Here is a 24946-nt window from a genome sequence, read left to right on the forward strand (position 1 = left end):
AGAGCATTTGTTACTTCATGAAAAAAATCGCAATCATCGGCTTGTCAGTTCTGCTTTCTGCTTGTGCATCTGAAACTTACATCACGGATGTGACCTCAGAAAGTTACCGAGAGGACTACAAATCAGATCGTATCTCTAAACCAATTATGGCGTCTGAAAACGCTGTAGTAGAAAAAGACGTACAACCAACTGTTGTGAAAATGACGGCAAAGCCTGAAGAAAAGAAAGTAGTCAAGCTAACGCCAAAAGAGCAGGCGAAGCCAGTTAAGATCGTACCACCAAGTAAAAAGCAAGCTGGCATTCAACGATTCGGCTATACCATTCAAGTCGCAGCTGTGGGTAGCCAAGCTAAAGTCGATCAGTTTGCAAATAAGCTGCCACAGAACGGTCAGCCTATTTGGGAAAACTACAAAGTTGTAAACGGTACTAAGTGGTTCTCAGTTTTATACGGAGACTACGCAACAAGCGCAGAAGCCAAGCAAGCGATTTCGACTTTGCCAGCTCAATTTCAGCAGTTAAGACCATTTGTTAAAAGCATTGATGCAATCAAAAACTCAGCTTACCCAACGCTTAACAAATTAAATTAACACATCAAATAAGGGAGCGAATAGCTCCCTTATTTATTTGCTCAAATCCTATTCGAACAACATTCCTCACATTAAAATTACTGTACGTCACACTTCAAAGGTTTATCATAATAAATAGTATCTTTTGTAGGTCACGGAAAGATGGATTCATGATTAAAAATATTCTTTTACTATGCGGCGGTGGCTCTTCTGAGCACGAGATTTCATTATTGTCTGCAAACTTTGTCGAACAACAACTAAATCTTATTGAAGACGTTCACGTTACACGCGTAGAAATAAAAAACGAAGGTTGGATGACCAACCAAGGTGAGTTGGTTTACTTGGATCTCAATACCAAGCAGTTGTGCTCAAGTGAATCTAATCAAACCATTGATTTCATCGTGCCTTGTATACATGGTTTTCCTGGCGAAACAGGCGACATTCAATCTCTGTTTGAAATCGCAGGTATTCCTTATCTTGGCTGCGGGCCAGAAGCGAGTAGCAATAGTTTCAATAAAATCACATCTAAGCTTTGGTACGACGCTATCGGCATACCCAATACGCCATACTTATTCTTAACGCGAAACGATGAAGAAGCTCACGTTCAAGCTCATAAAGCCTTTGAAAAATGGGGAAAAGTTTTTGTTAAAGCCGCTCGCCAAGGCTCTTCCGTTGGTTGTTACAGTGTCACAGAAAAAGGCAAGCTTTCTAATGCAGTAAATGATGCTTTTGGGTTTTCTGACCAAGTGTTGGTTGAGAAAGCAGTAAAACCTCGAGAACTTGAAGTTGCTGCATATGAGATGAATGGCCAACTACATATCACTAAGCCAGGCGAGGTCATCGCGCCTGATGGTGCTTTTTACTCGTACGATGAAAAGTACAGCAGTTCAAGTCACTCGCTCACAGAAGTTGAGGCGAAGAATCTAACTCAAGTACAATTAGATTCCATCCAACACGCGTCAGAGACGGTATTTAGACAAATGAATCTTCGTCATTTATCTCGTATCGACTTTTTCCTAACGGAAGATGATGAGATTTACTTAAACGAAGTAAACACATTTCCAGGAATGACTCCGATCTCAATGTTCCCTAAAATGCTTCAAAACAACGGGCACAAATTTCATGAGTTCTTGGAAGATTGTATAAACAGTGCAAAGTGATTAACGTTATCGAGACGCGTTTTATGATACAAGTTGTTTTCTAGAGCAAGGATTATTCAAGCCGTATTTGAATATTGCTCAGTAGCAATTATGATTATATCAACGCATTAAACAGATGACTCAGTGGTATGGCGATTTCAAATTATAGAGGTTTTAACCTGCAGTCAGTCGGATCAGATGGCAGTGTTTGGAAGGTTAAAATCAAGAACCACGTTTTACAGGGCAGTTTGACGGCGGTAAAGAAAAGCATTGATTGGTGGTGTGACACCGCATCGATTATTGATCCCAAAGAGTTTGCTTCACTCGGGCAAAGAGTGCAGCAAACTGGTGTTGCAAAATCAGAGGTCTTTAACGGCTATACTATTCAAAACGATACAGGCCAACCTAACTCTTGGTACTGTATGTTTAATGGTAAACTGATTAAGGGCAGTAAAGCCGCTATTCAACGCCATATCGAAGCTTATTTGGTTGCAAAGCAAAAAGCGATGCAAGCTCAACAACAAAAGAAACAATAGAATGACTCTGGTATATTCAACAGAAACCGGTCGAATTAAACCGGAAGAAGAAAAAGTATCTCGCCCTAAAGGCGATGGTGTTGTTCGGATTCAGCGCCAAACGAAAGGCCGTAAAGGTAAAGGCGTATGCATTGTTACAGGTTTAGACTTGGATGATGCACCTTTAAAGTTATTAGCGGCAGAACTCAAAAAAGTCTGTGGCTGTGGTGGCTCTGTAAAAGATGGCAATATCGAGATTCAAGGTGATGCTAGAGACAAGATCAAGGCACATCTTGAAAAGAAAGGCATGACAGTCAAATTAGCCGGTGGCTAATTTAATATTTCCAGTAAACAAAAATGGCGTCTAAAGAAATAGACGCCATTTTTTATAAGTTGCTAATTGAAGAGCAAGCAATCGTAGATTGATAGATCGATATTAGCTATTTTATGGTAAATAACCATTATGTTTAATGCTCACAGTAAGGCCCTTAAATTTAAAATCTGCAGGGGAATAGGAGCATACTCAGACAACATTTGGCGTACGGCGATATACAATTTAACATAATAGGAATAATGCGAACTTAAGGGTTAGAAGATTATCATTGGTGAAGTCAGTTTAGTTACACCGTATTTGGCTGTTGCTGCTTTGCAAGCCTCATCAGCTGTCTTGTATGGACCGTGAACTTCGATTTCACCACAGCGACAACTTGATAATAACCAGTCATCAACTTTAAAACCGTGTGGCTAATTAAGTTCCTTCATTGTATCTTGGGTTACGTTCAACACAGTACACGTTGGTTCTGCATCTTGCTCATTCAACATGAGTCAACATGGACACGCATTTGCTTAACCCAAACGTGTAAGTACTACATTAGTTTTATAGGAACAAGGAATCTAACAGATGTAAACTCTCTACTTTTCAATCTATACCTAGATCTTTCTTCATATGTTCACTCAACTCGTTAGTGGTTCTTACATTAATCTTATGTTTGCAATGATGGATTCTCAACTCTTCACCAAATAATTTTACTAGTGATTTGGTATACAAAGTACTAATATTATTTATTATTCTATACAATGTATCTTTCTGATAAACACATCTTTTCGAATTTTGTATTGCAGTCTTCATATTTCAATATCCTTACACGTTTAACTTTATAATTTAAAAAATCAATTTCAACTTTTATTATTACTTTTTTCGATATGTAATGAGTCATTATCAATGATGCACAATCAACAATTAAATCACCCGAATCCAACTTAGTAATTTCACGAGACAAATTCTTTATTTTTAAATCTTTATTTTCTATATTTAATCCGATTGAGTTAATTTCTTCAGGATATCGGTTTAACTTAATATCCAATATAGTTTTATTAAGATAGTAGTCTGCCATTATTTCATGGCGGCTTTTAAATATCATTGTCCCCCTCCGATGATGCAAGTTATACTTTCCCACCAGTTAAAAGACAACGTGACTCAGAGTTGCAAAAAGGTAACAATCATGGAATTGATGAACAATGAGCTGATCTGCTTTGCAGCCATTTGTAAACACCTCTCTCTTACAGAGGCATCAAAAGAACTTGGAAAGTCGAAGGCTCAAGTCAGCAGGCAGCTAGCAGCATTAGAAAAACAACTTGGCGTAACACTCGTCCACAGAACAACAAGGAAACTCGTTTTAACTGATCATGGCGAAAGCATTAGAGAGCTTGCTATCAAGACGTTAGAGAGTTTGCACGAGTTAAATTACAGAGCTAGCTCGTTGAGTGAATGCATTGATGGAAAGTTTAAAATCACAATGCCCAACTCTATAGCCTCTTCTATTTTTGGTTCTGTTCTTAAAGACTTAAAAGAACGATATCCAAAAGTTGATTTTGAAATATCGTCAAGTAACAATGTAGAAAATTTATTAGAAAGCAATGTAGATTTAGCGATTAGGCTTAATAATGTATTGATGACACTCTTATTGCACATAAAATTGGTGATTATAGTGATGTTTTGATATCTAGGATAAGTAATGCCAACAACAAAACACTATTAATCTACAAACATCATTCGAATAAGGAATCAATTAAAAATCAATATATTGATGTTATCGAAGTTGATAACACCTCTATTTTAATAAACTTTGTTTCTGAGGGAGTTGGGGTTGGTGTCATTCCAAACTATCTTATTAAAAGTAACTATATAGACAAAAACATCCGAATATCGCAAACTTTTGATATAGAACGTTCCATGTATATTGCCTACCCTTATCAAAACCCTTTGCCAAGAAAGCTAGCTGAGATATCTACTTTTATTAGGTCTGAGTTATCACAAGTATTGAAGAGTGAGTCATTTTAGGGCGGTTGTTCAGATTTAGAATTTTGCGTTGTCTACGCAACTAGGCCTAACGCTAATCTTTGTAACATATTGTTTCAGCGGTATTTATTAACACCCCCATCTTTATGCTTGCTATCACAATGTGAGATGCTCTGCCGTCTTGTTATCAAGGTTTTGCGTGGAATAAATCACGTGGGGTAAACGATAGATTGACTTACATTAAAATTTTCATCAAAAGCAACTTTGTATAAAATTGATTTCATACCAATCTATGTGTATCTTCTACCCATATCCCCACAATAACCAAGGAGAATGCCATGGATAAGCTACTCGCGTCTGCATTAGAAATTAAGCAGCGAACTATGGTGACTGGCTTTTTTGCTAGAAATGGATTCAAAATCACTATGACCGATTTTGATGATGTCACTTTTGAGCGAGAAGGCGTGCAAGTTAACGTACATTTTGATCTGCAGTCAAACGCGGAGTCTGCATCTGTTTTATCTCATGAGGCATCAATCATTCCTGGCTAAAAACTTTTATTATCACCGATACACCAAGCCGAACATAAACGTTCGGCTTTTTAGTGACAAAAAATGATGAGTGCGAACAAGAGTTGTCGATCACTCGTCTAAATAGACGATTAATAAATCAGCTTCAACTTCGTTCACAACCTTTGGTATCGATGAAAAAAAGCGACTCAATAAGTTGTGATGATGACCACAGACAACTAAATCTATCCCCTCTTTTTTGACGATTCCCGATAGTTTTATATGAAGATCGCCTATTACTACCATGGTCTCGTTTACTGGGTATAAGCATTTATCAGCGAGCTCTTGCAGCCTTCTTTCCAATTCTTGCTCTTCCTTCGCTTCCATGACTATGCGATCAACATCTACGTAAACAAATGAGAGTTTGCTGCTTGAGTTATCTGCTTGCATTATTGCTTTTTCGATAACGGCTTGGCTAGATTGAGATAAGTCGACAGCAACCAAAACGTGCTTATAACCCATCATTCCTCCCTAGGTTAGTTTTTGTTCTCATATTAAGTCTAGTCCACATAGAGCGAACACAACATCAAAACTACTGCTACATGATAGTTAAAGGAGTTTAGTGTAAAACAGGCAAATAGTTTTCATTGCAACCTTGTTGCTTCCTCTCATCCAAAGATCAACGATGTTTTTCCAATTTCTTCTCTAATTATCGGACTATTTAACAGGAAGGATGCCAGAAAACATTACGTTGTAACACGCGTTACTACTCTTGATTTCTACTACTCTTGAGGTTTCATATTACCCACTTCAACGTCGCCTAGTTTAGTAAAACTACTTTAGATTAAGCATGCTCAATATGTAACGCTCCGCTCAAATCCAGGAGACGTATTTCGGCTAAAAAAAGCAGCTCAATAAGATGAATTTCGCTTCATCTATTACATATGTCTGCGAGTGCTTACTGTTTTTATATCGCTTATTTAATAACTCCAGTTGAATTATCGTTATAAGTTACGGTGTCTCTTTTTTCTTTTTTTAGCATAATCTTCTGCCTGAGAACGAGGCTCTCTTGGGCTTTGTAATTAAATTACAAGATCAATCGCGACCAATATGGTTGGCAGATTAAAAGACCGAGGTAAATAATTGATATAATTGAGTTTAATTTATAAGTTCTTTAAAAAATGCCTAATTACCTGCACTGTGTAAGCCAAGGTTAATATGATGAGGTAAAATTTTACTAACCCGCTATTTAGTTTTAAAGGTAATTGAACAAGATTACAATCATAGAGGTATAGTAAATTTTAGTTACAGCGTAACCAGGGTGGTATTTGGGAATGTAAAGGAATAGAAAATAGAAACGCAAAAAAAACAGGGCGTATGCCCTGTCCATGAATTGATTAGTTTTGTTGCTGTTGTTTTTCTGCGTACTCAGATCGAATCCGTTCGGCAACAATTTTGATAGCTTCTGCAGTACTTGTGCCCTTCGCCATCAATTCTTGAATTCTCTCTACAGCTTGTTGTTGCTCTTGGTGAGATAGAGGGGGTAAATCGTCAAACATAAAAAGCTCCTCATTTTGAGGAGCTGACTATAACGATTCAATTAATAGGTAGCAAGGAAATTAATGGATGCACCCATAGCGTTCTCGTTTGTGTACTGAGCTGCGATATCCAATTCGAACAACTTAAGTGGAGACAACCCGATACCAGCAGTAATGGTTCCTTCGTCATTACTTCGAGCTAAGTTCTTCATATACCCTGCTCGTAATGCCATTTGACGCAAAATATCAAATTCAATACCAGCTCGAATCATTTGCGTATTATCATCAAAGGATGAAAAACGTTTTTCTTCGTTAAGATCGTAGTCAACACTCATCGTAAAGTAATCGGCAACAATCCCTGCCCCAACGGTGTATACAGGACGCATGCTATATTCGTATGATTTTATCGTATCGCTGCCATATTGGAATGACTTTGTTTTAACGTCTCTTCCGATCAAATTTTTCGCTGAAATACCGAGACGATATGGGCCAAAGAACCAAAGTGCGCCGGCGTCTAAGTTAAACATCGTTTCCGCGGTCTCATTTTCACGTAAGTCTTTAGTATCAAAATTCTGAAAACTCGTGGCGTATGAGTATGTGTATATACGCTGAAGTTTAGGAGTAACACCAAAAGAAAGGTGTTGGTTCATGAAATTAGTGTATTTAGCAAGTGAAATACCAGCTTCAGCCACGCCAATAGAAACACCTTGTACATAGCTATCATCTAATGGATTAGTACCTGAGGTATCAACATTTGGTTGTACGAATGATTCAGTGTATAGCTTACCGTATGCAGTTGCAGATAAGAATTTGTTGGGAATACCAATGGCAACGACACCACCAAGATCAAAGTCTGTCTTTTTCCCATCGATAGCATCCATCGATTTTTTGATTTCATCGACGTCTGTCAATTTGCTGATGCGTTCGATCTCATCAACTAGATCATATTGATCATCGTAGCTGCCACCAAAACTTGGCACGATCATGCCTGCATCGTCATTTCGGCGATAAATCGCAGTAAGAGCGGGGTTGAAAAAAGGCGCAGTTAGATAAGTTGCTGATACGGTACCAACGCCACCCATTGCATCACTACGAGCCTCTATCGCATAAGTAGCAGCAGAGGCAGCATTAGCGAAAAGAATAGTAGCAACAGAAGTGGCAAGAATTTTATATTTGTTTTTCATACTACACTTGTGATTTTAGTTCGTCCTGAACCTTTATCGGCACAAGTAGTATTTCTTTAACTATTCTTCCTGGGAAAGATCATAGGTTCGGCTAATAGTTTGAGCCTGCTCAACAATTATATCGCCCTGCCAACGGCGACTATTGATACTTACCGCCAATACGTATCTATCGTTTGGGACACCCGCTAGCTCCAATGAATTTGGATAATTAGACTCGTAAGTCTTTTTCCACATTTGCTCGTACTGGCCATCAATGTAGTCATACAAACCGACTTCAAGTTGCGGTAATGGACAATGGGGATTACGAAGTGCGCTCTTTTCTACTTTCCAATTCTCTTTAGATGTCCAACGAACATATTGAGAAGAGTTTGAATCTCCAAGTATTACCCAAGTTCGATACTCTTGTTTATCAGTAGAAACAACGGTTAAGTGATATAAACCAGCTTCAAGCTTACCTGTTAAGTTATAGCGTTTCGAGTAACTACGCTCGTTGGCAAGTTCTGTCCCGTTCGGCTGTTGTTCATAGCTGAATGAACTGTCCGCGGATATAGAATCATCCACCCATCGATTAAATGAAATATTTTCGATGTCAGTTGTAGCTCTTAGCTTGATCACCAATCTAAATGTATCTCGCCCAGGGCTTTGAATAGTCTGACGAATAACGTTCACACCACTTATCCAATCAGGCAGCGTTACACCAGTGAGAGCCTTGCCACAGTTTTTAGATAGTGACTGACCAAGAAGATCATTAAGGTGAGGAGTCAAATCTTTACTTGGTTCCGTTTGCCAGAGTTCAACAAGAGAGTTGAACATACCCGCAAGATCATCTTCAAGTAAGTGTTGATGTGCCTGTGTTAAAGGCGTGTTAGTTTGAAACCAGTCCATCGCATGGACTGGTTTCACTAACGCTAATGAGACAACTACAGGGAGTAGTATTTTCATTACGACTTATGCTTTCATCTTGTAGCCAACACCACGAAGTGTTTCAATTTCCAGTCCTGGCAGTTTTTGACGAAGCTGTAGTACATGTGTATCAACCGTACGTGTTGTCGGGAAATGATTGTAACCCCAAACGTGGTCAAGTAGCTCATCACGAGTAAACACGCGACCTAAGTTTGACGCCAAAAATAGCAGCAAATCAAACTCTGTTCGAGTAAGCGTAATTAGCTCGTCTTTATAAGTCACTTCACGAGTCGAGCGGTCAATCTCTAAGTCTTTTGTAATCACTTTATCAGCGTTGCTTTGTTCTGCTGAATCCGGTGCTCGTAGCTGTGCACGGATTCTCGCAAAAAGCTCCGCCTCAGCAAAAGGCTTTGTTAAGTAGTCGTTCGCGCCGGAATCAAGGCCTGCAACTTTATCTTTTACGGTAACAAGTGCCGTTAACAAGATAACTGGTACGTCTTTAATCTGTTTCCATTCTGGGAGACATTGTACAGAGTCACCATCTGGGAGTTGGCGATCGAGAATTACCAAGTCAGCTTTTTTCCATTGTGGCTCTACGTCTGCAATACGCTCCACATGTAAACACTCATATCCTGCTTGTTCCAGGCTTACTAACAGGCCGTCAGCCAAGTTTTTATCGTCCTCAACGAGAAGCAGTGTCTGTTTCACAAGGTATCTCCAATATAAAAGTTGTAGGTGGTCCCATTAAGGACATTTTTCCGCCCATGCGGCCTACCATAGATTCAACGATTGTTAATCCAAGTCCTAACCCGCTCTTACTTACGAACGGTTTCTTCAAATTTGCCCAATCTTTAGCCGTTAGGCCTCCTGCATCTCGGACTTGGAATACTATTTTTTCTTCACTAGTTGAGACATCCAATTCAACCGGTGCGACACCGTACTTAAGCGCATTACGAAGCAAGTTATCGATACAAGTTCCTAACCAGTACACATTAACTTTAGCAGCCACATCTTCATTGATGTTAAAAAGCACGGCACTATCAAATTCTTCTTCGATCTTAAATTCTAACCAATCTGCAACGGATGGTACCCAGTCTGTTGCAAGCATTTGGTTATCAGATTGCAAATAATCTTTACTCGCTTCTGCCAATTGACGCAGGCGGCGCGTATCTTCACACAATCTGCGGAATTCGTCATACACACTTTCAGGCAAATGCTCGAACTCTCGACGAAAGCCCTCAACCGTTAGTGATAGAGATGCAATCGGTGTTCTGAGCTCATGCGTTAAAATTTGCAACACGAGCATTCTACTACGTAGTTCTTCTCGCTTGCTATTCCAACGGTATACCGCCCAACCAATCACCAAAAGAATATTGGCGATTACCAGTATGATCATACTGATCCGCAAAACTTGCGAGTGATCTTCTACATCCCAACAAATATTGCCTCGTTTAACAAAGCAACTTTTGCTTTGAGAGGCTAGAGCGTATGACAGACCCGCATTCGCTACGTTCTCTTGCCAGATATCTTTCTCGAAAACAAAGTAACGGTCACCACGTCTTAGCCAAAGTTCGTTACCTTCAATAAACATGCTCGCGCCTGCAATCAAAGCATTAATGGCGTCGTCATCCATGTTTTTCAAGCTTTCTAGCAACTCATCCCCTTCCTCGTCATCACGCTCTTTTATATGCATGTACTGAGATAGTTTGGGTTTGAGTTCTGGATACTTATCCACATAACGTGCCGCGTACGTCCCACCACCAGGGTGAATGAGACCACTACGCGAGAACCAACGAGGTGTCAGCTGCGTCCCTTTACAAATCGCTCTTGTAAATACTAAAGGCTCAGTAATTAAAGGACTTAATGGTAATTTGCCACGACAAGTATTCGCCAAGCTGTAAAGCTGTTGGATATCTTTTAACGGATAGTCAGACGTTTGCGGCAGAAGCGAATCTGGCGCAAGTAACTTGGTAGGATAATTTGATTGCAGAATACGAATATCGTACGACTTAAGAGCTACTTCATAGTTAAATAGCTCTGTAAACGTATCTATTCTTTCTGGTAGTGAATCGGAAAATGCAGGTGCCGAAAAAAGCGGCAATACAGTTGCAAAACCGAGCAAAAACTTTTTAATCAAACTGTTACCGTCACTTGTTACATTAGCCAAAACTATACATCAATCTACAAGCAATTGACATCTGCTAACAGAAGGATTTGCATTACTATAACATTGAAACGGAACAAAAAAGGGCCAGCGATTGCTGACCCTGTATAGTTTTAAATCAAGAATGGTTAAAGTGCTTTAAAAATAGACTCAACACTTTCTTTCGCATCACTTAAAGTAAAATAGTGTGATACATTAGTTTGAAAAATGATGCATTGAAAGTAGGAATATCAATATGTTATATGCATACTGTCGGGTTTCCAGCGGGAAGCAATTGGAGGGTTTGTCCATGTCTCTCCAAGGTGACGAGGCACTTTTATCTCGAATTGCTAAAGAATATCACACTACGGTATCAGACAGAATTTACATAGATGAAGGCGTATCGTCTTACAAAGGCAAAAACTTAGAATCGGGTCAGCTTGGCGAAATTGTGCGCGATATCGAAAAAGGTCGCATCAAGAAAGGCGACATTATTGTAATGCGTGCTCTTGACCGCCTAAGTCGTCAAGAACTGACAGATTCAGAAAATCTATACAACCGCATCGTCGGGGCAGGTGTTAATATCTACACAACCATTGATAATCACCTGTACAAACCGAACTGTGTGCATAGTGCTATTCTGAAGACTCTTGCTCTGAATACTGCACATGAAGAAAGTGCAAAGAAAGCATATCTTACTAATCGATACGCTCTGCATCGTATAGAAGAATTTCAACGCGGAGAGAAGCCCGAAAACGGAACCGCATGGGATATCGGCGTCGGTAAACACCCGTTCTGGATTCAGCTAGATAATAAAGTCGTACAACCCCACCGTCTGTACTTTCAAGCCGCGAAAGATATTGTCAAGCTCATCATCGATGGTAAAGGTAATCGTGAAATCATGCGTTATCTTGAAGAAAATCATCCAAGGTATGACAAAGACGGTGTACGCATTGATTGGTCATACTCTCTTGTTGCCTCGTTTCATCGTAAAGAAGCATTAACTGGCTTGCGTTCTGTCAAACTAGAAGATATTGAATACAAATTGGAAGACTATTACCAAAGAGTATGTACCGATCTCGAATTTCACCAAATGAGTTTGCGAAAAGAAGAGAAATACGTGTCGAACGGTAATAGAGCACGCCCTACTCTTCTCGGCGGTATTCGTCGGCTTTACTGCTCTTGTGGTCGCGCTATGGGTGGAATTACTCCAAAAGATAGCCCTGCGTTTTATCGCTGCTTACATATTCTCAACCCATGCATAAGCTACATAAGCTTGAGAGTTGTTGATCGTATAGTTCTCGATGCTATTCAGACCCATGTATTCGAGTCTGAGAAGTTTGACGATACGCTATTGAACGAATTGCTATCTAAAGCTGACTTAATGCGTATCAAGTACTCTAAGCAAGAATCGATGTTGATGAGTGACCCTGATCTCTTCACGCCAGAGTTTAAGCAGCAATTGCGCAAGTCTAAGCTTGAGATAGAGCAAGTCGAGCAGGAGATCATGGCTGAACGTAAGAAGCACGCAGTAATTGAAGATGTAGATCTCAAGTCTTATGCCGAGTGGCAAGCTGCGATATCAGAGTTTCAAGAACAGCGAGACGACGAAGAGATTATTAAATTACGTGACAAAGTACAGAAGCTAGTACGTCGCATAGATATTGACGGTCAACTGATAACAATCACTATGGTAGATGGTAAAAAGATATACCGTCATATAGTGAAAGATAACACACACGATACTGTCTACTGCAAAGTTCACGTAGTTGACTCTGAAACACTTGAAATGGTCACATTGACTAATCCCGCACTTTCAGATGTCTACTGCTTAGAAAGTGAATTAGAGCGATTCAAATCAGCGTGCAATATCAATCAGACTTTTATTACTCGTATTGCAATCAGGGAAAAAACCGACCATTTAGGCATTGTGCAACAAGCGGTATCTGACTACCTCGATGAACATGATGTGCTTCGTTGGCGACGTAGTGATGTGATGAAATTAGGCGTGACGACGACACAGTGGCAGATGTTCAAAGAGCCCGAGCATATGTCCGGTACTGGTGTCGTAATTGAAGAATTGAAGTACAAAGATAAGAACTACGCGAAAAAATCTGCTGTTGTTGCTTACAAACGATACAACGAGCAAGCTATATTAAACTTGCTCAATGCTCGTTCACTAATTTGATGTTTCAGTCTTCATCTTTCTTGTTTGCTAGATAGTAGCCATAACCACCCGCTACCAGCGCTGCACCAGTAATGCCGTAAGCGAGATATTTGAACATCTCATTATTATCGCCGTTGGCCTTTACAATGTGCTGCGTGGTTTCGGCGTCTTGCTCTCTGCATTTTTCAGTTGCGTTGATAACTTTTTGTATCTGCTCATCCGTTTTTGCATTTTTCGCTAATTCTTTCAATACATCATAAGCACCAGATGATTCTGGGATTGCGTCGAATGCTGCCTCGTGCGATTTTGACGCTGAAGCACCGAGTCCACCCATAGAATCAAAATAGCTTGGATATAATAGAGATGCGCCGCTAGCCTTCACTGCCCTGAAGCCTTTACGTGGTAGTTTAGAGTCATCATCTTGCATACGTGTGCCCTACTTTCAAGATAAGTTAAATTGGATGCATATTGATATCAATAATACTCGCTTTGATGGAAAAGGACACTTTTTTTCAATGAATTAGCTACATTGCAAGTTATACGGTTTACTCAGCGTAACCGATGATGTCAGACGCTTGATCAACTAATTCGATGATTTGTTCGGTTTGCTCATATCCCATATAGTGAACCGAACCACCAATTAAACATGCAGACAATAGCAAGATTGCTGCCCTTTTCAGATTGAACTTCCCATCAGAGAAAATCCAAGTTTTTAATTTACTAGCAATCGGTGTGATGATGTTCATTGCCGATGCTATCGCTTTAAGATTGATTGCCATTAGTCTCTCACTATTGCTTGTTTGATTTCTTTGATGTCATCTTCGATGGTTGACATCTTTACTTGCTGCCGAGCTAGTGTTTTATCTAAGCTCGCGAGCGTTTTCTGCAAATCGATATAGATCGGACGCATCGACTCGATTTCTTTATCGTGTTGATCAACGTTTGATTTAATGCGAGTTAAATCAACTTGCTGGTTTTGTTGTATTGTCGTTATTGCTTCGACTTTGACATCGAGCCTCTTCTGAACTTCGGCCCCTTCAGTAACTTGTTGTTGCAAAACCCCGTAACCAACTGCGAGAGGGATTAGCCAAGCTAACCATTCTGTCTTAAATGACATTTTTCCCCCTTACCACACTTAGACGTGGCCGTTTTGTTCTGATAACTGAAAAACGTTTCCTAGGAATTCGTACTACATACATATCGCCCCCTTATAAAACGTGTTCAGTAGTTGCGTCTGGCATTACTGTAATCGTTCCGTTGATCAGCGTAGTGACAATTCCATCTGCGTCTTTTACTTGAATGTCGTATACAAGTGTTTGTGAGCCGCCGTTGAGTGGAGTTGTTTTTGTCGGGGTAATTTCGAAGTAAAATCGGTCTGACTCTTTGATGATATCTAAGTCGAATATCTTTAGTCCGTCATAGCCACTACGAGCCATACCGGTTATCGTTAAGTCTGAGACATTGATGATTTTGTAAGTGCCATTAGCGACCGCTTCGTCTAACTCTTGAACGGAAAGCGTATCAGGGATTGAATCGTCGTAGATTTTGAAATAATCACTCTGAAAGGTATCGCCGCGGCACATCTTGATTGAATAGTGATGCATATCTTAACCTCTTAGTTGTATCTATTATTTAGAAACAAAAAAGGTCGCGATCATTAATAACAAAAAAGCTCCCGAAGGAGCTTTGTCATTAAAGTTCTAGCTTAGCTTCGATAGCTGCTAGACGTTCTTTCAGTTCTTGGTTCTCAAGTGAAACTTCGCGTATAGCTTGGTAAGCTACCGCAAGCAAGGTGTTGTCATCAGACTTAATAGCTTTGTAACCACGAGCATCTTCCTTCACAAGATGAGGTAGCACTTTCTCAACTTCTTGAGCAATGAAACCCATCTCAAAACGATAGTGTTCTTCTGAACCTGTATACTCACCATCTTCCTCAATCATCTGAGTAACCTCAGCATTCTCTTTGATGTATGAGTAAGAACCGATTTGGTTCACTAAGTCCAACGCACCTTTAACTTCTTCAATGTCAGCCTTCAAACGTTCATCAGAAGAAATCTGAGTGTATCGGTTCTCTGCGTATTGGAACGTCAATAGGTTACGCCAGTTACCATAATCACCGGTATAACCTGTACGGTAAACAGGTAGACGCGATGATGCATCAGGAGAGTTTTGGTTATGTGGAAAATACAACTGAGTTTTAACACCGCTGTTTGTATTGGTATGAGACATAGCCAATAGGGAACCATAAGGATACGCAGAACCAGTCAATGTTGTGGCAGGGCTGTTAGAGCCAGTACCATTATTTACAGACGAATGTCCTGAACGGTATAGTGTATTCCAATCCAATGAAGAAGTAACACTCTGTACACTACGACGTAACAAGTTATCTTCAGCCCAATCACGACGAATAGCATGGCTACCTGTAGGTGAACCACCGTCCAATACAACAGGTACACGGAATGTAGCAGCACTACCGCTAATAATCATCCATTGGTTACTTGCTGATGATAGGTCTGAAGCTTCACCAACAGCCCAACTACTTAGAGTTTTACCTGCCCATACATCAATACCTAAGTTACTTGAGTAACGGATGTTTACGTTAGCATCACCGTCTGAACGGTACAGAAGCATCTTCTCAGCACCACTAGATTCAACATCCAAACGGTTAGTATTGAATATTGCACGACTACGGTCACGATAGATACTAAATGCACGTTTATCTACGCTATTTTCACGCATGTTAAGAAAAAACTCATTAGTACTAGATGCGCCTGCGTAACCAAACTCAGTACCATGTACGCCATTAGATTCTCGTAACCTAAGAGATGTATTTACATTGTTAGCTTGCGCCTGCATATCCCAACTCATACTAGTATTACCAGTATAGTAATGGGTCATGTTATGCGGTTGCCACGCTATAAAGTTTGAACTACCGCCTTCTGGGTACAAACGAACAGTACTACCACCTTCACCCAATGCTTGCATCTTAGGACCATCAGCACCCATCTTGAATACACTGTAGGCTAAACCTGAGTTTGTATTTAGCAAAGCAGTAGCAGCATATGAACCATGTCCCCATGAACCACCAACAGCAGAATTACAGTAACTGCGTCCATAGTACAGAGCAGCATTTTCCATATCTACTGAGTTATCAGTACCAGGATTTAAAGTAATACGCCCATTATCTTTAAGAGTAATAGCATTAGAACCTTCGTTATTACTCCATGTCATGTGATTGTTGCTAGCTGTACCGTAACCCAAGTAACCACGACGAACACCATCATCGTGTTCCCATTCCATAAAAGAAGATGTACCAGTACCTGAATTTACTCCATCACGGAATTTAAAAGCAGAACCGCCATTATGGTATTGAACTACTCTACCACTACTATCTAGAGTCCAACGTTTCGAAGAATCCGTTAGACCTTTGGGACGCAACTCAATATTGCCTTCATTAGCTGTAACAAAGGTATATCCCGATGAATATAGGTAAGTACCATGTTCACTCGGGTTATCTGGATGTTTGATTTCCTTAGATGTAATACCTTCCGTTACAGTCAGTGAACCAGACAAGTAGGTATTGTTAACACCATAGGTTTTCTTAAATGAACTCTGGGATACAACTACTGCTGATTCTGACGTAATCTTGTCATCAGTGACACAAATAACATCATGGCTTTCTGCTCCAGATGCTGCATTGAAGAAAGTGAAACGTGCTGGTTTATGGAACCGAGGAACATCAGCAAATTTCAATGCCAACTTCTCAACACCTTCATACATCACACGTACAATAGAAACTTCTAGACTATCTTGAGCGATAGTACCCGTAGCATGATATGAACCATTATCTCCTGCTGTAGTTTGCTTGATAGCATGTACATCAAAGTTAAATGAACAAGTGTTGCCCGTTCTGCGATGACTAATTAATTTACCGGAAAAACCGTTTCCATCGTAATCATCTAAAATAAAGTAAACGCTACGTACATCATCATCAGTAATATCAACTGTGCCTACTTTCCATACGATGTATGGGTTTACTTCTGTAGTAATTGTTTCATCAGATGAGCCATCAATAGCAACTGAACCAGTTACATCACCATCTACTTTTATGGTTCGAGCTGTAGCCCATTTATCAGCAGCTACTGCCGTACCACTGTCAGGCAAAGCACCAATATCAGACGGTGAAGGTCTATACCCTGTCGTATAGATTCGTTCCCATGGGCCAATAGTCCCATCCCCTGCATTCGCAGAACGCACATGGATCTCTGAACCAATACTACGAGCTGCTAACTGAAACCCACCTTGACCATTCGGTAAGTGAATCAGTGAGCGTGTGCCTGCAATACCTGAAATATTTGAGTCAGTACGATCAATCTCGATCTTACCTGCTGAAAATAAGGCATCTACTTCGGATTCAGAAAGTGAACCAACATCTTTATCGATACGATTATCAATCTGGCTTTGCAATACGCTCTCGATAGCATCTACTTCATTTTCTGTGTAATAGCGGTCATCATGAGTGTGTGAATCATTTGCTACAGTGACATTCAAAGTAACGTCTGAACTACCATCAATCGATACCATACCACTCGCGTCGCCGTTTAGAGTGATTTTGCGAGCATTAGTCCATTTATCAGCTTTGTTCGCCGTACCGTTTACAGGTAAAGCACCGATAGATGTTGGAGTGATTGTGTCAATTTGATTCTGTAATCCCGATTCAATTGCATTGACTTCTGCTTTTGTATATTTGTCGATTACGACATCACCCTGCATTCCGTCTACTGTGCGAACCAAATCGGTGTTATCAATTTTGTACCAGATGTCTTTCTCAAGATTCCAATACAATTGATCACCAACTTCGACTGAGATATCAGGCTGCGCTGCGTTCGAGTTACTCATCGTTCCCGCTACAGAAATTTGATAAAAATCTGCACGCTCTGGTGACATTGTTGGCGATGGAAATAGACCTGTCGAGGCATCCCAATCCCCTTTAGGTGATAAAGCACTAGCGGCTGCGTCCGCAGCGATTTCTGCTCTAATAGCATCAGCTCTCGCTTCAGATGCAGACGTATCGGCATTAGTCGCAGATGACTTTGCAGCAAGTTCACTTGTTTTAGCATTTGTTTCGCTTGTAGCTGCTGCTGACTCACTAGCTTTAGCATTTGCTTCACTAGTGGCTGAAGCATTTTCACTATCCTTAGCAGCAAGTTCGCTAACTTTTGAATTAGATTCACTTAGTGACGCTGCTGAAGCCGATTCTGCTGCACTTGTTTCGCTAGATTTGGCATTGGCTTCACTCGTTGATGCATTAACTTCACTTAGTGCTGCCGCTTCTTCTGCGCTTTCTGACAATGCTTGTGCTTGTTCTGCTTTAGTTTGTGCAAATGACGCATCATTCGCTGCTTGACGTGATTTCAAGCTGTAATGCTTCGCTGAATATTCGTTTGGTTGAACTTCAACGTTTTCTGACTCTTCAGCCCACAGATGTGCTTTGTCGCGATATTCTCGCGATTGCTCGTTGTAGTAACTTTGAATATCAGCATTATCGAGCTTGTAAACGTTTGTAATTTCTTCTTTGTTGATCTGAGCCACTGAACCGAAGTTCGGAGACTTCACACTGACAAATGATGGCATGTCGCCCCCTTATTCTGTGTATGTGTAATCAGTTGTGATTGTTAGTTTTCCAGCGATCCAAGTTTTTACTGTGCCGTCCGCAATTGTTTTGAACTGAATGTCGTAGCCGTAGCTTTGATTTTCGTTTGTAAATGCTGCGGTGATTTCAGCGGGGATCGTGAATGAAAGCTTGTAGTCGTCTGTAACGACTAGCGGTAAGTCAAGAACGACCGTACCTTGGGGTGTTGCTCGAACCTGCCCTTTAATTTCGTATGCTGTTAGGTCAACTGGCGTATATGTGCCATTAGCAATACCAGTTACGATTTCTTGATAAGTTACATTTGGCGGTAAATCTTCGACAAGAATGAACCACGTTGGACTAAAAATGGTATCACCACGAGTTTCGGTGATATGTTCAGTAATCTTTGCCATTTGCTTGTTTCTCCTCTGATACGTTTATTTAGAAGAAACAAAAAAGACTCCCGAAGGAGTCTTTCAATTAGTGGATTTCATTACTGTTTTGGAACAACTGAGCAGTCAGTTTATGATTAAGTCTTCTGTCACCGTCGTAATCAATATGCGTTGATAATGTATCTCGCGACGTACATCTAAACTGAAGGTACAGTACACCCGCTGGAGTATATGCAGGGATACTAGCAAATACTCTTCTAACTGACGGACTTGCTTTATAAGGTGGTGTGCTACCAGTGAAAAACTTATTATCTATTCGACTTTCGAAGAAAACGGTTCCGTTTTCATCAACCAGACGATAGATAGCATCGTACTGTCCATCTGAATTCGAGTAGATCGTGACAAAGATAGAATCGATGTTCATCGGTTCAATAATCAATGTTCGATCATAAGGTCTTGAATTACTTATTGTTACTTGCGTAACATTCAACCATGAATATCTCGACACAGACGCATTACTGCTGCGGTAATTCATGTCTTTAGCTGTTGCAGAGACGATATCGCCGACAATTTTTTCTGCTTGTACTGTTCCGTAGAACTTCGCAGTGTTTGCCGCTGGGTTTACATCTAAGAAGTAACTTGAACCATCGTTCTGATACCAAATAGTTCGTCCGTTATACCATTGACGAAGACGATACTTACCATCACTGACCATTCTGAATGACTCGCCGTTGGTATTCGGATGCTTGTTTCCGTACCACACAGTGTAATCACTAGAGTTGTTTCCAGTACCTACATACAAAGAACCGCTGATACGACCACCCGTTGCCGTTACCGAGCCTGAAACAACAGCATTAGTCGCGTACATCTTACCGTCTTTATCGACTCTAAACGGAGAAGACGACATAGATGCATTACCCGCAGCTATACGCCAAGTCGAGTCAGAGCCATTCAAACGTACAATGTCATGACCAGAACCAACAACGATATCGCTTGATGCACTGACATGTGATCCATTGATTGCATCAGCCGATATTTTACTTGCAGTAATAGCACCAGATGAAATCTTGGCTGCTGTAATAGCTCCCGTTGATAAGTGATTGGTTTCAATGGCATTCGAGCTGATTTTAGCTGCTGTTATAGAACCCGCTGCGATTTTATTAGCCGTTACCGCATTTGTAGCGATTTCACTCGCAGTTACACTATTTGCGGCAAGTTGCGTTGATGTAATAGTACCTGTAGCTATGTCACTAGCAACGATAGAACCTGCTGCAATATGACTTGATGTAATAGCGTTCGCAGCAATCTTCGAAGCGGTCACGGCATCTGCTGCGATTTCACTCGCAGTTACACTATTTGCGGCAAGTTGCGTTGATGTAATCGTACCTGTAGCTATGTCACTAGCAACGATAGAACCTGCTGCGATATGACTTGAGTTAATCGCGTTTGCTGCGATGTTCGAAGCCGTTAAGTTCTTGATTGTCGCATTGTTAATTAACAACTGACCATTCGAGAAATAGAAAGCAACATCATCGTTTGCTGCATTGCCATTATTACCACCAGCAACAATGAACTCATCTGCTGCAACAATAAACTGCGATTTGCCATTATTACTAGCAAACAAGCCCCAAGCGGCTGTTTCAGTCTTATCAGGCGAAGCTACGATGTTGATACGTGTATCAATCGGCGTTCCACTCGGTAAAGTTGGTGCGTTAGCTGCATTGCGTAGCTGACTTAGTTCATTTGAAACATTAGGTATCTGCTCGCTGAATGCTTGTTCTGCTGCATCTAGATCAGACTGCAAGTTGTTCATGGTCGTCTCATGTGCAGCAAGAGTCGTATCATGGTCATTCATACGTAAGTTGTGACTTGCTAATGTACTGTCATGACCATCCATACGTGCATCATGCTGTCCTAACTCAGCTTCATGTGCCGCAAGTACTGCATCATTTGCTGCAATTCGATTCTGTAAATCGGTATCATCAAAAGGCGTTGCATCATTATCGATGTGATAATTCTGAATCGCTTGTTCTGGCGAGAACTTGATATTATCTCTGCCGAAAGAGTCGAAGTGACCTATTTTAATGTACCTGATTTCGTTGTCTGGCGTTCCTTCTGGGTAATACCATGTCCATGATGTTTGTTTGCCAAGCACACCTGCTAGTGTTTGACTTGACGGTACAAAACCTGCTGTTTCTGAAACGTGAATTTCAGTACCGGACCAATCAGAATCTGCGCTCGGGTCGTAGTTGAACCAAATTGCACCCAATCGACCATAATTGTTTAATCCAGTAGGTACATCACACTGAGCGTTAATAGCTGTTGCTGTAGCTGAACTCGTGATGTTAGACATAGATCCGTCTATCGCAACGATTTCAACTTTGACTCTCAAGCTTCGTGTAAGCGACGCTGAGACGTTTTGTTCATAAGTCCAAGTAAACGTGTTATTAGCAGTTGTAAACGTATCTATCAGACTCTCGCCATTACTCACGTCGAACAATGAAACTCTATAATGGCTGAATACCTCGCGAACGAGCTTTATATCTTCAAAGTCTCCCTCTACTTGACGGTCAAGCATATCGTCCCATTTGAATTCACAAACAAGACCATCGAACTCGCCTACCGCGCCAGTAACATTGGGCAACGTACCTAGCGATGACACAATATAATTGTCGATTTGAACAAAATCAGACGTACCGTACAGATTCGAATGCGTTGCGACACGGAAGTCATAGCTATCTGGGAACAAGCGAGCTACTTTCCATAGTCTATCTTTCGTTCTGCCTAGGCGCGTCCATGCAGATTCGCTCGAACGCTTGTAATCAACAAGAAACTCGGCATCAGCTTCAAACCAAGTTCGATTCCAAGTCAATGTTCCGTAACCACGAGATGTGTAATCTTCGATGCTGAAGTTTAAATTTGTAGGTGCAGATACTTCGGTCTTAACTGGCTTCGCCGAACCACCCCCACCATTTCTCGTTCCCAAGTAGATTTCGTCTGCATATTCGGTTAGAGAGATCGTAGCAATGTTGAATCGGTCACTTGATAGCGAACGTTCGATAGCGGTAACACGAAACTCTTTTTGTTCCCAACCTAGCTCTTCATCTGTCACTGTGACGATATCAAAGATACGAACTGGTGTTTCATACAAATCTACGTCAAATCTTATTTGTTTCTGATACTTGCGACGAGCTAGTTCGCGGTTAGCAATCTTTTTCATCGGAGAGTAAGTATCGTTGCGTTTTGAGCCTGCATAACGAACAAGTGGCATTGATAGCGTTACCGATTCAACGAACCCATCTTCAATGATTTGCGGATCGCTATTTACATCTTCAGGCAACGTAAAGACATCTTTTTCTTCATCAAGCTCTGTGTTATTAAACTCAACTTCTATGACGTTTGCGTAGTCACTTGAGTTTTGTTCAGTGATCTCTAGCGTGCCGTTGATAATGTTGTGCTCATCAAAATCTTGAACTGGCATTTCTACGTCTTCATAACGCAACTGAATGAAATCGCCGCCGTTTGTTAGACTCAAGTTCGCACATTTCAACATATCATCAATGTTCTTTGAGAACTCTTGCGTGTTGTCTAGCTGACCATCAATATGAAAGTCATTTTCATCACACCAAGTAGCGGCAGCTTTGAATGATTCGATATCGAAGAATTCAAGCGGTTTACCCATGCCATAGTAGTCATTGGTTAGATAATCTAAAATTGCTAATGCTGGGTTACGGCCACATTCGCGATGATTTTCTGGAATATCAGGGTCTGTATGATAGAACTGCTTTTCGCCAATTTGATTATATCGCGGGTCGTAAAGAGGAAGACCATCTACAAGCATCGAAACCTTGAATTGGTCAGCCATAATACGAACAGCTTCTTCATCGACAATACGACGAGAACGAATAGCGACTGCACACACGCGATCACCACGCATTGCATCTGTCCATTCACCATCGCCGTAATCAATCGCTAGTTGCATTGGAACACCAGTGTCTAACCCTGCACGCAATTGAAGCTCACATTGTTTTTCAAAGCCATTGATCAAGCTACTGCTACCATAACGTAGCTGATTAGTGCCACCATCGGGGGTTTCTCTACGAGAAACTAGATCACTGCCTAGTACTTCGACATCATCAATGTATAACTGTCGAATACCAGTAACACCGATACCACATGCAAATACATTTAATAGGTTTGCTCGGTTACGGTTCTGTACGTTGTTGTAAACAGGAATGCCATTTGCAACGCAAGTACCATAAACAGGGTTTCTTGCTGCACTTGTACCTGATTTATTAACCGATGTACCTATATCGTTGACCGAGTTATCAAACTGAGATGCCATGTAAATCGAGATACCCGCACTTACTGCGGTAGCTACGACAAATGGTATAGCTGCTTGTCCCATTGTTACTCCCTACTAAAAACCAAACAGTGTTTGAAATGTCTGGTTTCGATTAATTTGAATACTTCACCGTCGAGATTGAACGTGTAATGACCAAGGCAAATAGCTACATGAAGTCCGTTGATCAAGATGTCACCCGCCGATATAGCGTTGAATGATTTCTGCTTGTATTTATCGCTAGCTATAACGAACGATTTGACTGAGGCATGTCCCGTTTCTTTCTTCGCTACACGAGCGCCACCTCTCGTTGTCGTGTAGCGACCTTGCATGATTTTGAATAACTCAGGTTCGAAGATTTCAAGAAACATTAGGTTGCAATCAAGCTCGCCATAGACGAGCTTCTTGTTTCGATAACGTCTAAGAACCGTATTGATTGCTACGAGATCCATAGTTCTTCTTGCTCCGTAGTTGCTACGAATTTGAAGAAATCATCACCAGGATGTCTTGCTGTGTGCGTTGCTTGACTTGTTCTACATAAGTCGGGGATTTTCTTCAGATTTCCGAGCATTGACTGTGTTGTGATGTTGATAACAAGCGTGCCTGTATCGTGGTCAATTGACGTATTTGGCGTATCGCAAGTGCCTCTGTGATAGAAAATTGCTGTGTTGTCAGGTACTACGTTCGTACCATCTGCCACTGTCGCAAGTAGCACTTCAATCGGCGCTCGTTTAAACCCATTGTTATCGATTTCTCTACGGTAAGCGGGGTCGATACCACCTAACGTGAAACTTAAACCGATACTTGTTAAGTCAGCGGTCAAATCAAGATCATCAATATTGATGATGTCGCCAATACCGATATATTCGTAACCGTTGTAAGTTACGTTGAACGGTGCTGTACACATACGATGAACTCTACCCGCTGGGGCGGCTGTCATATCTAGTGAAATTAAAACGATGTCCATTAGATTGCCTCTATAAAGTTGATAGTTGTCTCTACGAGTAAGCCGTTTTCTGAGTAGTCGATAGTCGGTATTTGATCATCTAGGCGACACGTGATCTTCGGTGCTACGAACTCAACAGGTGATGTATCAAGTTGCTCTTTCATCAAAGTGGGATAGATTTCTACAACACCGTCTCGCGTAACGTCATCGACTACGAAATAGGTCTTAGGATCATTAAGCATCGTGAAACAACTGCCTGCTGATATCTCTGTAAACAAACCACCAAGGTTTATCGTGTTAGCGCCGATATTTGCTGGGCTTGCTAGAGTCGGGTTTCTGTAAATGTCACTTTTGAAGTGCATCGGTAAGTCGAGATAAAACGTGTTATATCGACCACGTAGTTTGAGCATGAATGCTGTCCATGCTTTCTGTGCTTTCAGCCCTTGAATAGAGACATCAAAAGAGCCTTCAATACGATGTAATCCACGATCACGAGAACGTGTTTTCAGAGATATCGATTCGGTATTAAAGCTCGGCATGTTGTGCTTGATTTGCACGTTTGAAATTATGATTTCGTCAGGTAAATGTAGAGTTGTCATTTGTTTCTCCCTTATTGTTTTATTTAGTGAGAAACAAAAAGACTCCCGAAGGAGTCTTAGATTTACTAGCCA

At 40.9% G+C, this 24946-nt stretch carries 23 protein-coding genes and 1 pseudogene; 7 read left to right on the forward strand and 17 right to left on the reverse strand.

The window, feature by feature from the left end; translation table 11 throughout:
* The first annotated feature begins 17 nt into the window (after positions 1 to 17).
* From R7Z50_RS03335 to yciH, 4 genes are all read left to right on the forward strand, one after another.
* Positions 18 to 587 carry an SPOR domain-containing protein gene (locus R7Z50_RS03335; protein ID WP_005390018.1) on the forward strand — a complete coding sequence of 190 codons (570 nt, stop codon included), beginning with the start codon at positions 18 to 20 and terminating at the stop codon, positions 585 to 587.
* A gap of 149 nt (positions 588 to 736) precedes the next feature.
* Complete coding sequence (locus R7Z50_RS03340; RefSeq protein WP_047101118.1) at positions 737 to 1726, forward strand: D-alanine--D-alanine ligase; 990 nt, start codon at positions 737 to 739, stop codon at positions 1724 to 1726.
* Positions 1727 to 1854: 128 nt separating this feature from the next.
* Positions 1855 to 2241, forward strand: a complete 387-nt coding sequence (locus tag R7Z50_RS03345; RefSeq protein WP_005376294.1) for a DUF3319 domain-containing protein — start codon at positions 1855 to 1857, stop codon at positions 2239 to 2241.
* A gap of 1 nt (position 2242) precedes the next feature.
* Positions 2243 to 2554, forward strand: coding sequence for a stress response translation initiation inhibitor YciH (yciH, locus tag R7Z50_RS03350; RefSeq protein WP_005376292.1), 312 nt, complete (start codon positions 2243 to 2245; stop codon positions 2552 to 2554).
* Positions 2555 to 3290: 736 nt separating this feature from the next.
* Here the strand turns inward: yciH and R7Z50_RS03355 are convergent.
* Complete coding sequence (locus tag R7Z50_RS03355) at positions 3291 to 3641, reverse strand: hypothetical protein (protein WP_065275312.1); 351 nt, start codon at positions 3639 to 3641, stop codon at positions 3291 to 3293.
* A gap of 81 nt (positions 3642 to 3722) precedes the next feature.
* Between R7Z50_RS03355 and R7Z50_RS03360 the strand changes: the two are divergent.
* Positions 3723 to 4561, forward strand: a pseudogene (locus tag R7Z50_RS03360) (LysR family transcriptional regulator).
* A 296-nt stretch (positions 4562 to 4857) separates the two neighbouring features.
* Positions 4858 to 5070: a hypothetical protein gene (locus tag R7Z50_RS03365; RefSeq protein WP_065275314.1), complete on the forward strand. Its 213-nt coding sequence runs from the start codon at positions 4858 to 4860 to the stop codon at positions 5068 to 5070.
* A gap of 90 nt (positions 5071 to 5160) precedes the next feature.
* Here R7Z50_RS03365 and R7Z50_RS03370 read toward each other — a convergent pair whose 3' ends face one another.
* The 6 genes from R7Z50_RS03370 to vxrA all read right to left on the reverse strand — a co-directional run bounded on the left by R7Z50_RS03370 (position 5161) and on the right by vxrA (position 10790).
* Positions 5161 to 5550 carry a universal stress protein gene (locus R7Z50_RS03370; protein ID WP_017634770.1) on the reverse strand — a complete coding sequence of 130 codons (390 nt, stop codon included), beginning with the start codon at positions 5548 to 5550 and terminating at the stop codon, positions 5161 to 5163.
* An 875-nt stretch (positions 5551 to 6425) separates the two neighbouring features.
* Positions 6426 to 6587 (reverse strand): YoaH family protein, encoded by a 162-nt coding sequence (locus tag R7Z50_RS03375; protein ID WP_005376257.1) that lies wholly within the window; start codon positions 6585 to 6587, stop codon positions 6426 to 6428.
* A gap of 41 nt (positions 6588 to 6628) precedes the next feature.
* Positions 6629 to 7750, reverse strand: a complete 1122-nt coding sequence (locus tag R7Z50_RS03380) for a conjugal transfer protein TraF (protein WP_005388052.1) — start codon at positions 7748 to 7750, stop codon at positions 6629 to 6631.
* Positions 7751 to 7810: 60 nt separating this feature from the next.
* Positions 7811 to 8692 (reverse strand): DUF2861 family protein, encoded by an 882-nt coding sequence (locus tag R7Z50_RS03385; protein WP_005388048.1) that lies wholly within the window; start codon positions 8690 to 8692, stop codon positions 7811 to 7813.
* A gap of 6 nt (positions 8693 to 8698) precedes the next feature.
* Positions 8699 to 9361, reverse strand: a complete 663-nt coding sequence (gene vxrB, locus R7Z50_RS03390; protein WP_005376251.1) for a response regulator transcription factor VxrB — start codon at positions 9359 to 9361, stop codon at positions 8699 to 8701.
* Positions 9336 to 10790 (reverse strand): sensor histidine kinase VxrA, encoded by a 1455-nt coding sequence (gene vxrA, locus R7Z50_RS03395; protein WP_053308075.1) that lies wholly within the window; start codon positions 10788 to 10790, stop codon positions 9336 to 9338. Before vxrA ends, vxrB begins: the two co-directional genes overlap by 26 nt.
* Positions 10791 to 11052: 262 nt before the next feature.
* Between vxrA and R7Z50_RS03400 the strand changes: the two genes are divergently transcribed.
* Positions 11053 to 12984, forward strand: a complete 1932-nt coding sequence (locus R7Z50_RS03400; RefSeq protein ID WP_318148868.1) for a recombinase family protein — start codon at positions 11053 to 11055, stop codon at positions 12982 to 12984.
* Positions 12985 to 12988: 4 nt separating this feature from the next.
* On the opposite strand, the gene R7Z50_RS03405 is transcribed toward R7Z50_RS03400, so the two are convergent.
* From R7Z50_RS03405 to R7Z50_RS03450, 10 genes are all read right to left on the reverse strand, one after another.
* Entirely contained in the window at positions 12989 to 13390 is a 402-nt protein-coding gene (locus R7Z50_RS03405) for a hypothetical protein (protein ID WP_077281055.1), read from the reverse strand.
* A 118-nt stretch (positions 13391 to 13508) separates the two neighbouring features.
* The gene (locus R7Z50_RS03410; protein WP_158156455.1) at positions 13509 to 13742 is read right to left on the reverse strand and encodes a hypothetical protein; all 234 of its coding nucleotides are present in this window, start codon (positions 13740 to 13742) and stop codon (positions 13509 to 13511) included.
* Positions 13742 to 14080, reverse strand: a complete 339-nt coding sequence (locus R7Z50_RS03415; protein WP_158156453.1) for a hypothetical protein — start codon at positions 14078 to 14080, stop codon at positions 13742 to 13744. The genes R7Z50_RS03410 and R7Z50_RS03415 overlap by 1 nt, the downstream gene beginning before the upstream one ends.
* Positions 14081 to 14171: 91 nt before the next feature.
* Positions 14172 to 14567, reverse strand: a complete 396-nt coding sequence (locus R7Z50_RS03420; protein WP_140289627.1) for a hypothetical protein — start codon at positions 14565 to 14567, stop codon at positions 14172 to 14174.
* 88 nt (positions 14568 to 14655) lie between these two features.
* Positions 14656 to 18597: a tail fiber domain-containing protein gene (locus R7Z50_RS03425; protein WP_318148869.1), complete on the reverse strand. Its 3942-nt coding sequence runs from the start codon at positions 18595 to 18597 to the stop codon at positions 14656 to 14658.
* A gap of 9 nt (positions 18598 to 18606) precedes the next feature.
* Positions 18607 to 19008 (reverse strand): hypothetical protein, encoded by a 402-nt coding sequence (locus R7Z50_RS03430; RefSeq protein ID WP_077281050.1) that lies wholly within the window; start codon positions 19006 to 19008, stop codon positions 18607 to 18609.
* A gap of 67 nt (positions 19009 to 19075) precedes the next feature.
* Complete coding sequence (locus R7Z50_RS03435) at positions 19076 to 23395, reverse strand: phage tail tip protein (RefSeq protein ID WP_318148870.1); 4320 nt, start codon at positions 23393 to 23395, stop codon at positions 19076 to 19078.
* A 2-nt stretch (positions 23396 to 23397) separates the two neighbouring features.
* Positions 23398 to 23781 (reverse strand): DUF6950 family protein, encoded by a 384-nt coding sequence (locus R7Z50_RS03440; protein WP_077281048.1) that lies wholly within the window; start codon positions 23779 to 23781, stop codon positions 23398 to 23400.
* On the reverse strand, positions 23769 to 24296 hold the full coding sequence (locus tag R7Z50_RS03445) for a hypothetical protein (RefSeq protein WP_213899905.1): 528 nt from the start codon (positions 24294 to 24296) through the stop codon (positions 23769 to 23771). Before R7Z50_RS03445 ends, R7Z50_RS03440 begins: the two co-directional genes overlap by 13 nt.
* Entirely contained in the window at positions 24296 to 24874 is a 579-nt protein-coding gene (locus R7Z50_RS03450; RefSeq protein WP_318148871.1) for a hypothetical protein, read from the reverse strand. Before R7Z50_RS03450 ends, R7Z50_RS03445 begins: the two co-directional genes overlap by 1 nt.
* Positions 24875 to 24946: the final 72 nt, after the last annotated feature.

Source organism: Vibrio sp. 1249-1, from assembly GCF_033340495.1.

What these genes read in the sequence shown, in the direction of transcription:
- R7Z50_RS03335 (WP_005390018.1), top strand. Translation starts at nt 18, where the DNA reads ATGAAAAAAATCGCAATCATCGGCTTGTCAGTTCTGCTTTCTGCTTGT.
- R7Z50_RS03340 (WP_047101118.1), top strand. Translation starts at nt 737, where the DNA reads ATGATTAAAAATATTCTTTTACTATGCGGCGGTGGCTCTTCTGAGCAC.
- R7Z50_RS03345 (WP_005376294.1), top strand. Translation starts at nt 1,855, where the DNA reads ATGGCGATTTCAAATTATAGAGGTTTTAACCTGCAGTCAGTCGGATCA.
- yciH (WP_005376292.1), top strand. Translation starts at nt 2,243, where the DNA reads ATGACTCTGGTATATTCAACAGAAACCGGTCGAATTAAACCGGAAGAA.
- R7Z50_RS03355 (WP_065275312.1), bottom strand. Translation starts at nt 3,641, where the DNA reads ATGATATTTAAAAGCCGCCATGAAATAATGGCAGACTACTATCTTAAT.
- R7Z50_RS03365 (WP_065275314.1), top strand. Translation starts at nt 4,858, where the DNA reads ATGGATAAGCTACTCGCGTCTGCATTAGAAATTAAGCAGCGAACTATG.
- R7Z50_RS03370 (WP_017634770.1), bottom strand. Translation starts at nt 5,550, where the DNA reads ATGGGTTATAAGCACGTTTTGGTTGCTGTCGACTTATCTCAATCTAGC.
- R7Z50_RS03375 (WP_005376257.1), bottom strand. Translation starts at nt 6,587, where the DNA reads ATGTTTGACGATTTACCCCCTCTATCTCACCAAGAGCAACAACAAGCT.
- R7Z50_RS03380 (WP_005388052.1), bottom strand. Translation starts at nt 7,750, where the DNA reads ATGAAAAACAAATATAAAATTCTTGCCACTTCTGTTGCTACTATTCTT.
- R7Z50_RS03385 (WP_005388048.1), bottom strand. Translation starts at nt 8,692, where the DNA reads ATGAAAATACTACTCCCTGTAGTTGTCTCATTAGCGTTAGTGAAACCA.
- R7Z50_RS03400 (WP_318148868.1), top strand. Translation starts at nt 11,053, where the DNA reads ATGTTATATGCATACTGTCGGGTTTCCAGCGGGAAGCAATTGGAGGGT.
- R7Z50_RS03405 (WP_077281055.1), bottom strand. Translation starts at nt 13,390, where the DNA reads ATGCAAGATGATGACTCTAAACTACCACGTAAAGGCTTCAGGGCAGTG.
- R7Z50_RS03410 (WP_158156455.1), bottom strand. Translation starts at nt 13,742, where the DNA reads ATGGCAATCAATCTTAAAGCGATAGCATCGGCAATGAACATCATCACA.
- R7Z50_RS03415 (WP_158156453.1), bottom strand. Translation starts at nt 14,080, where the DNA reads ATGTCATTTAAGACAGAATGGTTAGCTTGGCTAATCCCTCTCGCAGTT.
- R7Z50_RS03420 (WP_140289627.1), bottom strand. Translation starts at nt 14,567, where the DNA reads ATGCATCACTATTCAATCAAGATGTGCCGCGGCGATACCTTTCAGAGT.
- R7Z50_RS03425 (WP_318148869.1), bottom strand. Translation starts at nt 18,597, where the DNA reads ATGCCATCATTTGTCAGTGTGAAGTCTCCGAACTTCGGTTCAGTGGCT.
- R7Z50_RS03430 (WP_077281050.1), bottom strand. Translation starts at nt 19,008, where the DNA reads ATGGCAAAGATTACTGAACATATCACCGAAACTCGTGGTGATACCATT.
- R7Z50_RS03435 (WP_318148870.1), bottom strand. Translation starts at nt 23,395, where the DNA reads ATGGGACAAGCAGCTATACCATTTGTCGTAGCTACCGCAGTAAGTGCG.
- R7Z50_RS03440 (WP_077281048.1), bottom strand. Translation starts at nt 23,781, where the DNA reads ATGGATCTCGTAGCAATCAATACGGTTCTTAGACGTTATCGAAACAAG.
- R7Z50_RS03445 (WP_213899905.1), bottom strand. Translation starts at nt 24,296, where the DNA reads ATGGACATCGTTTTAATTTCACTAGATATGACAGCCGCCCCAGCGGGT.
- R7Z50_RS03450 (WP_318148871.1), bottom strand. Translation starts at nt 24,874, where the DNA reads ATGACAACTCTACATTTACCTGACGAAATCATAATTTCAAACGTGCAA.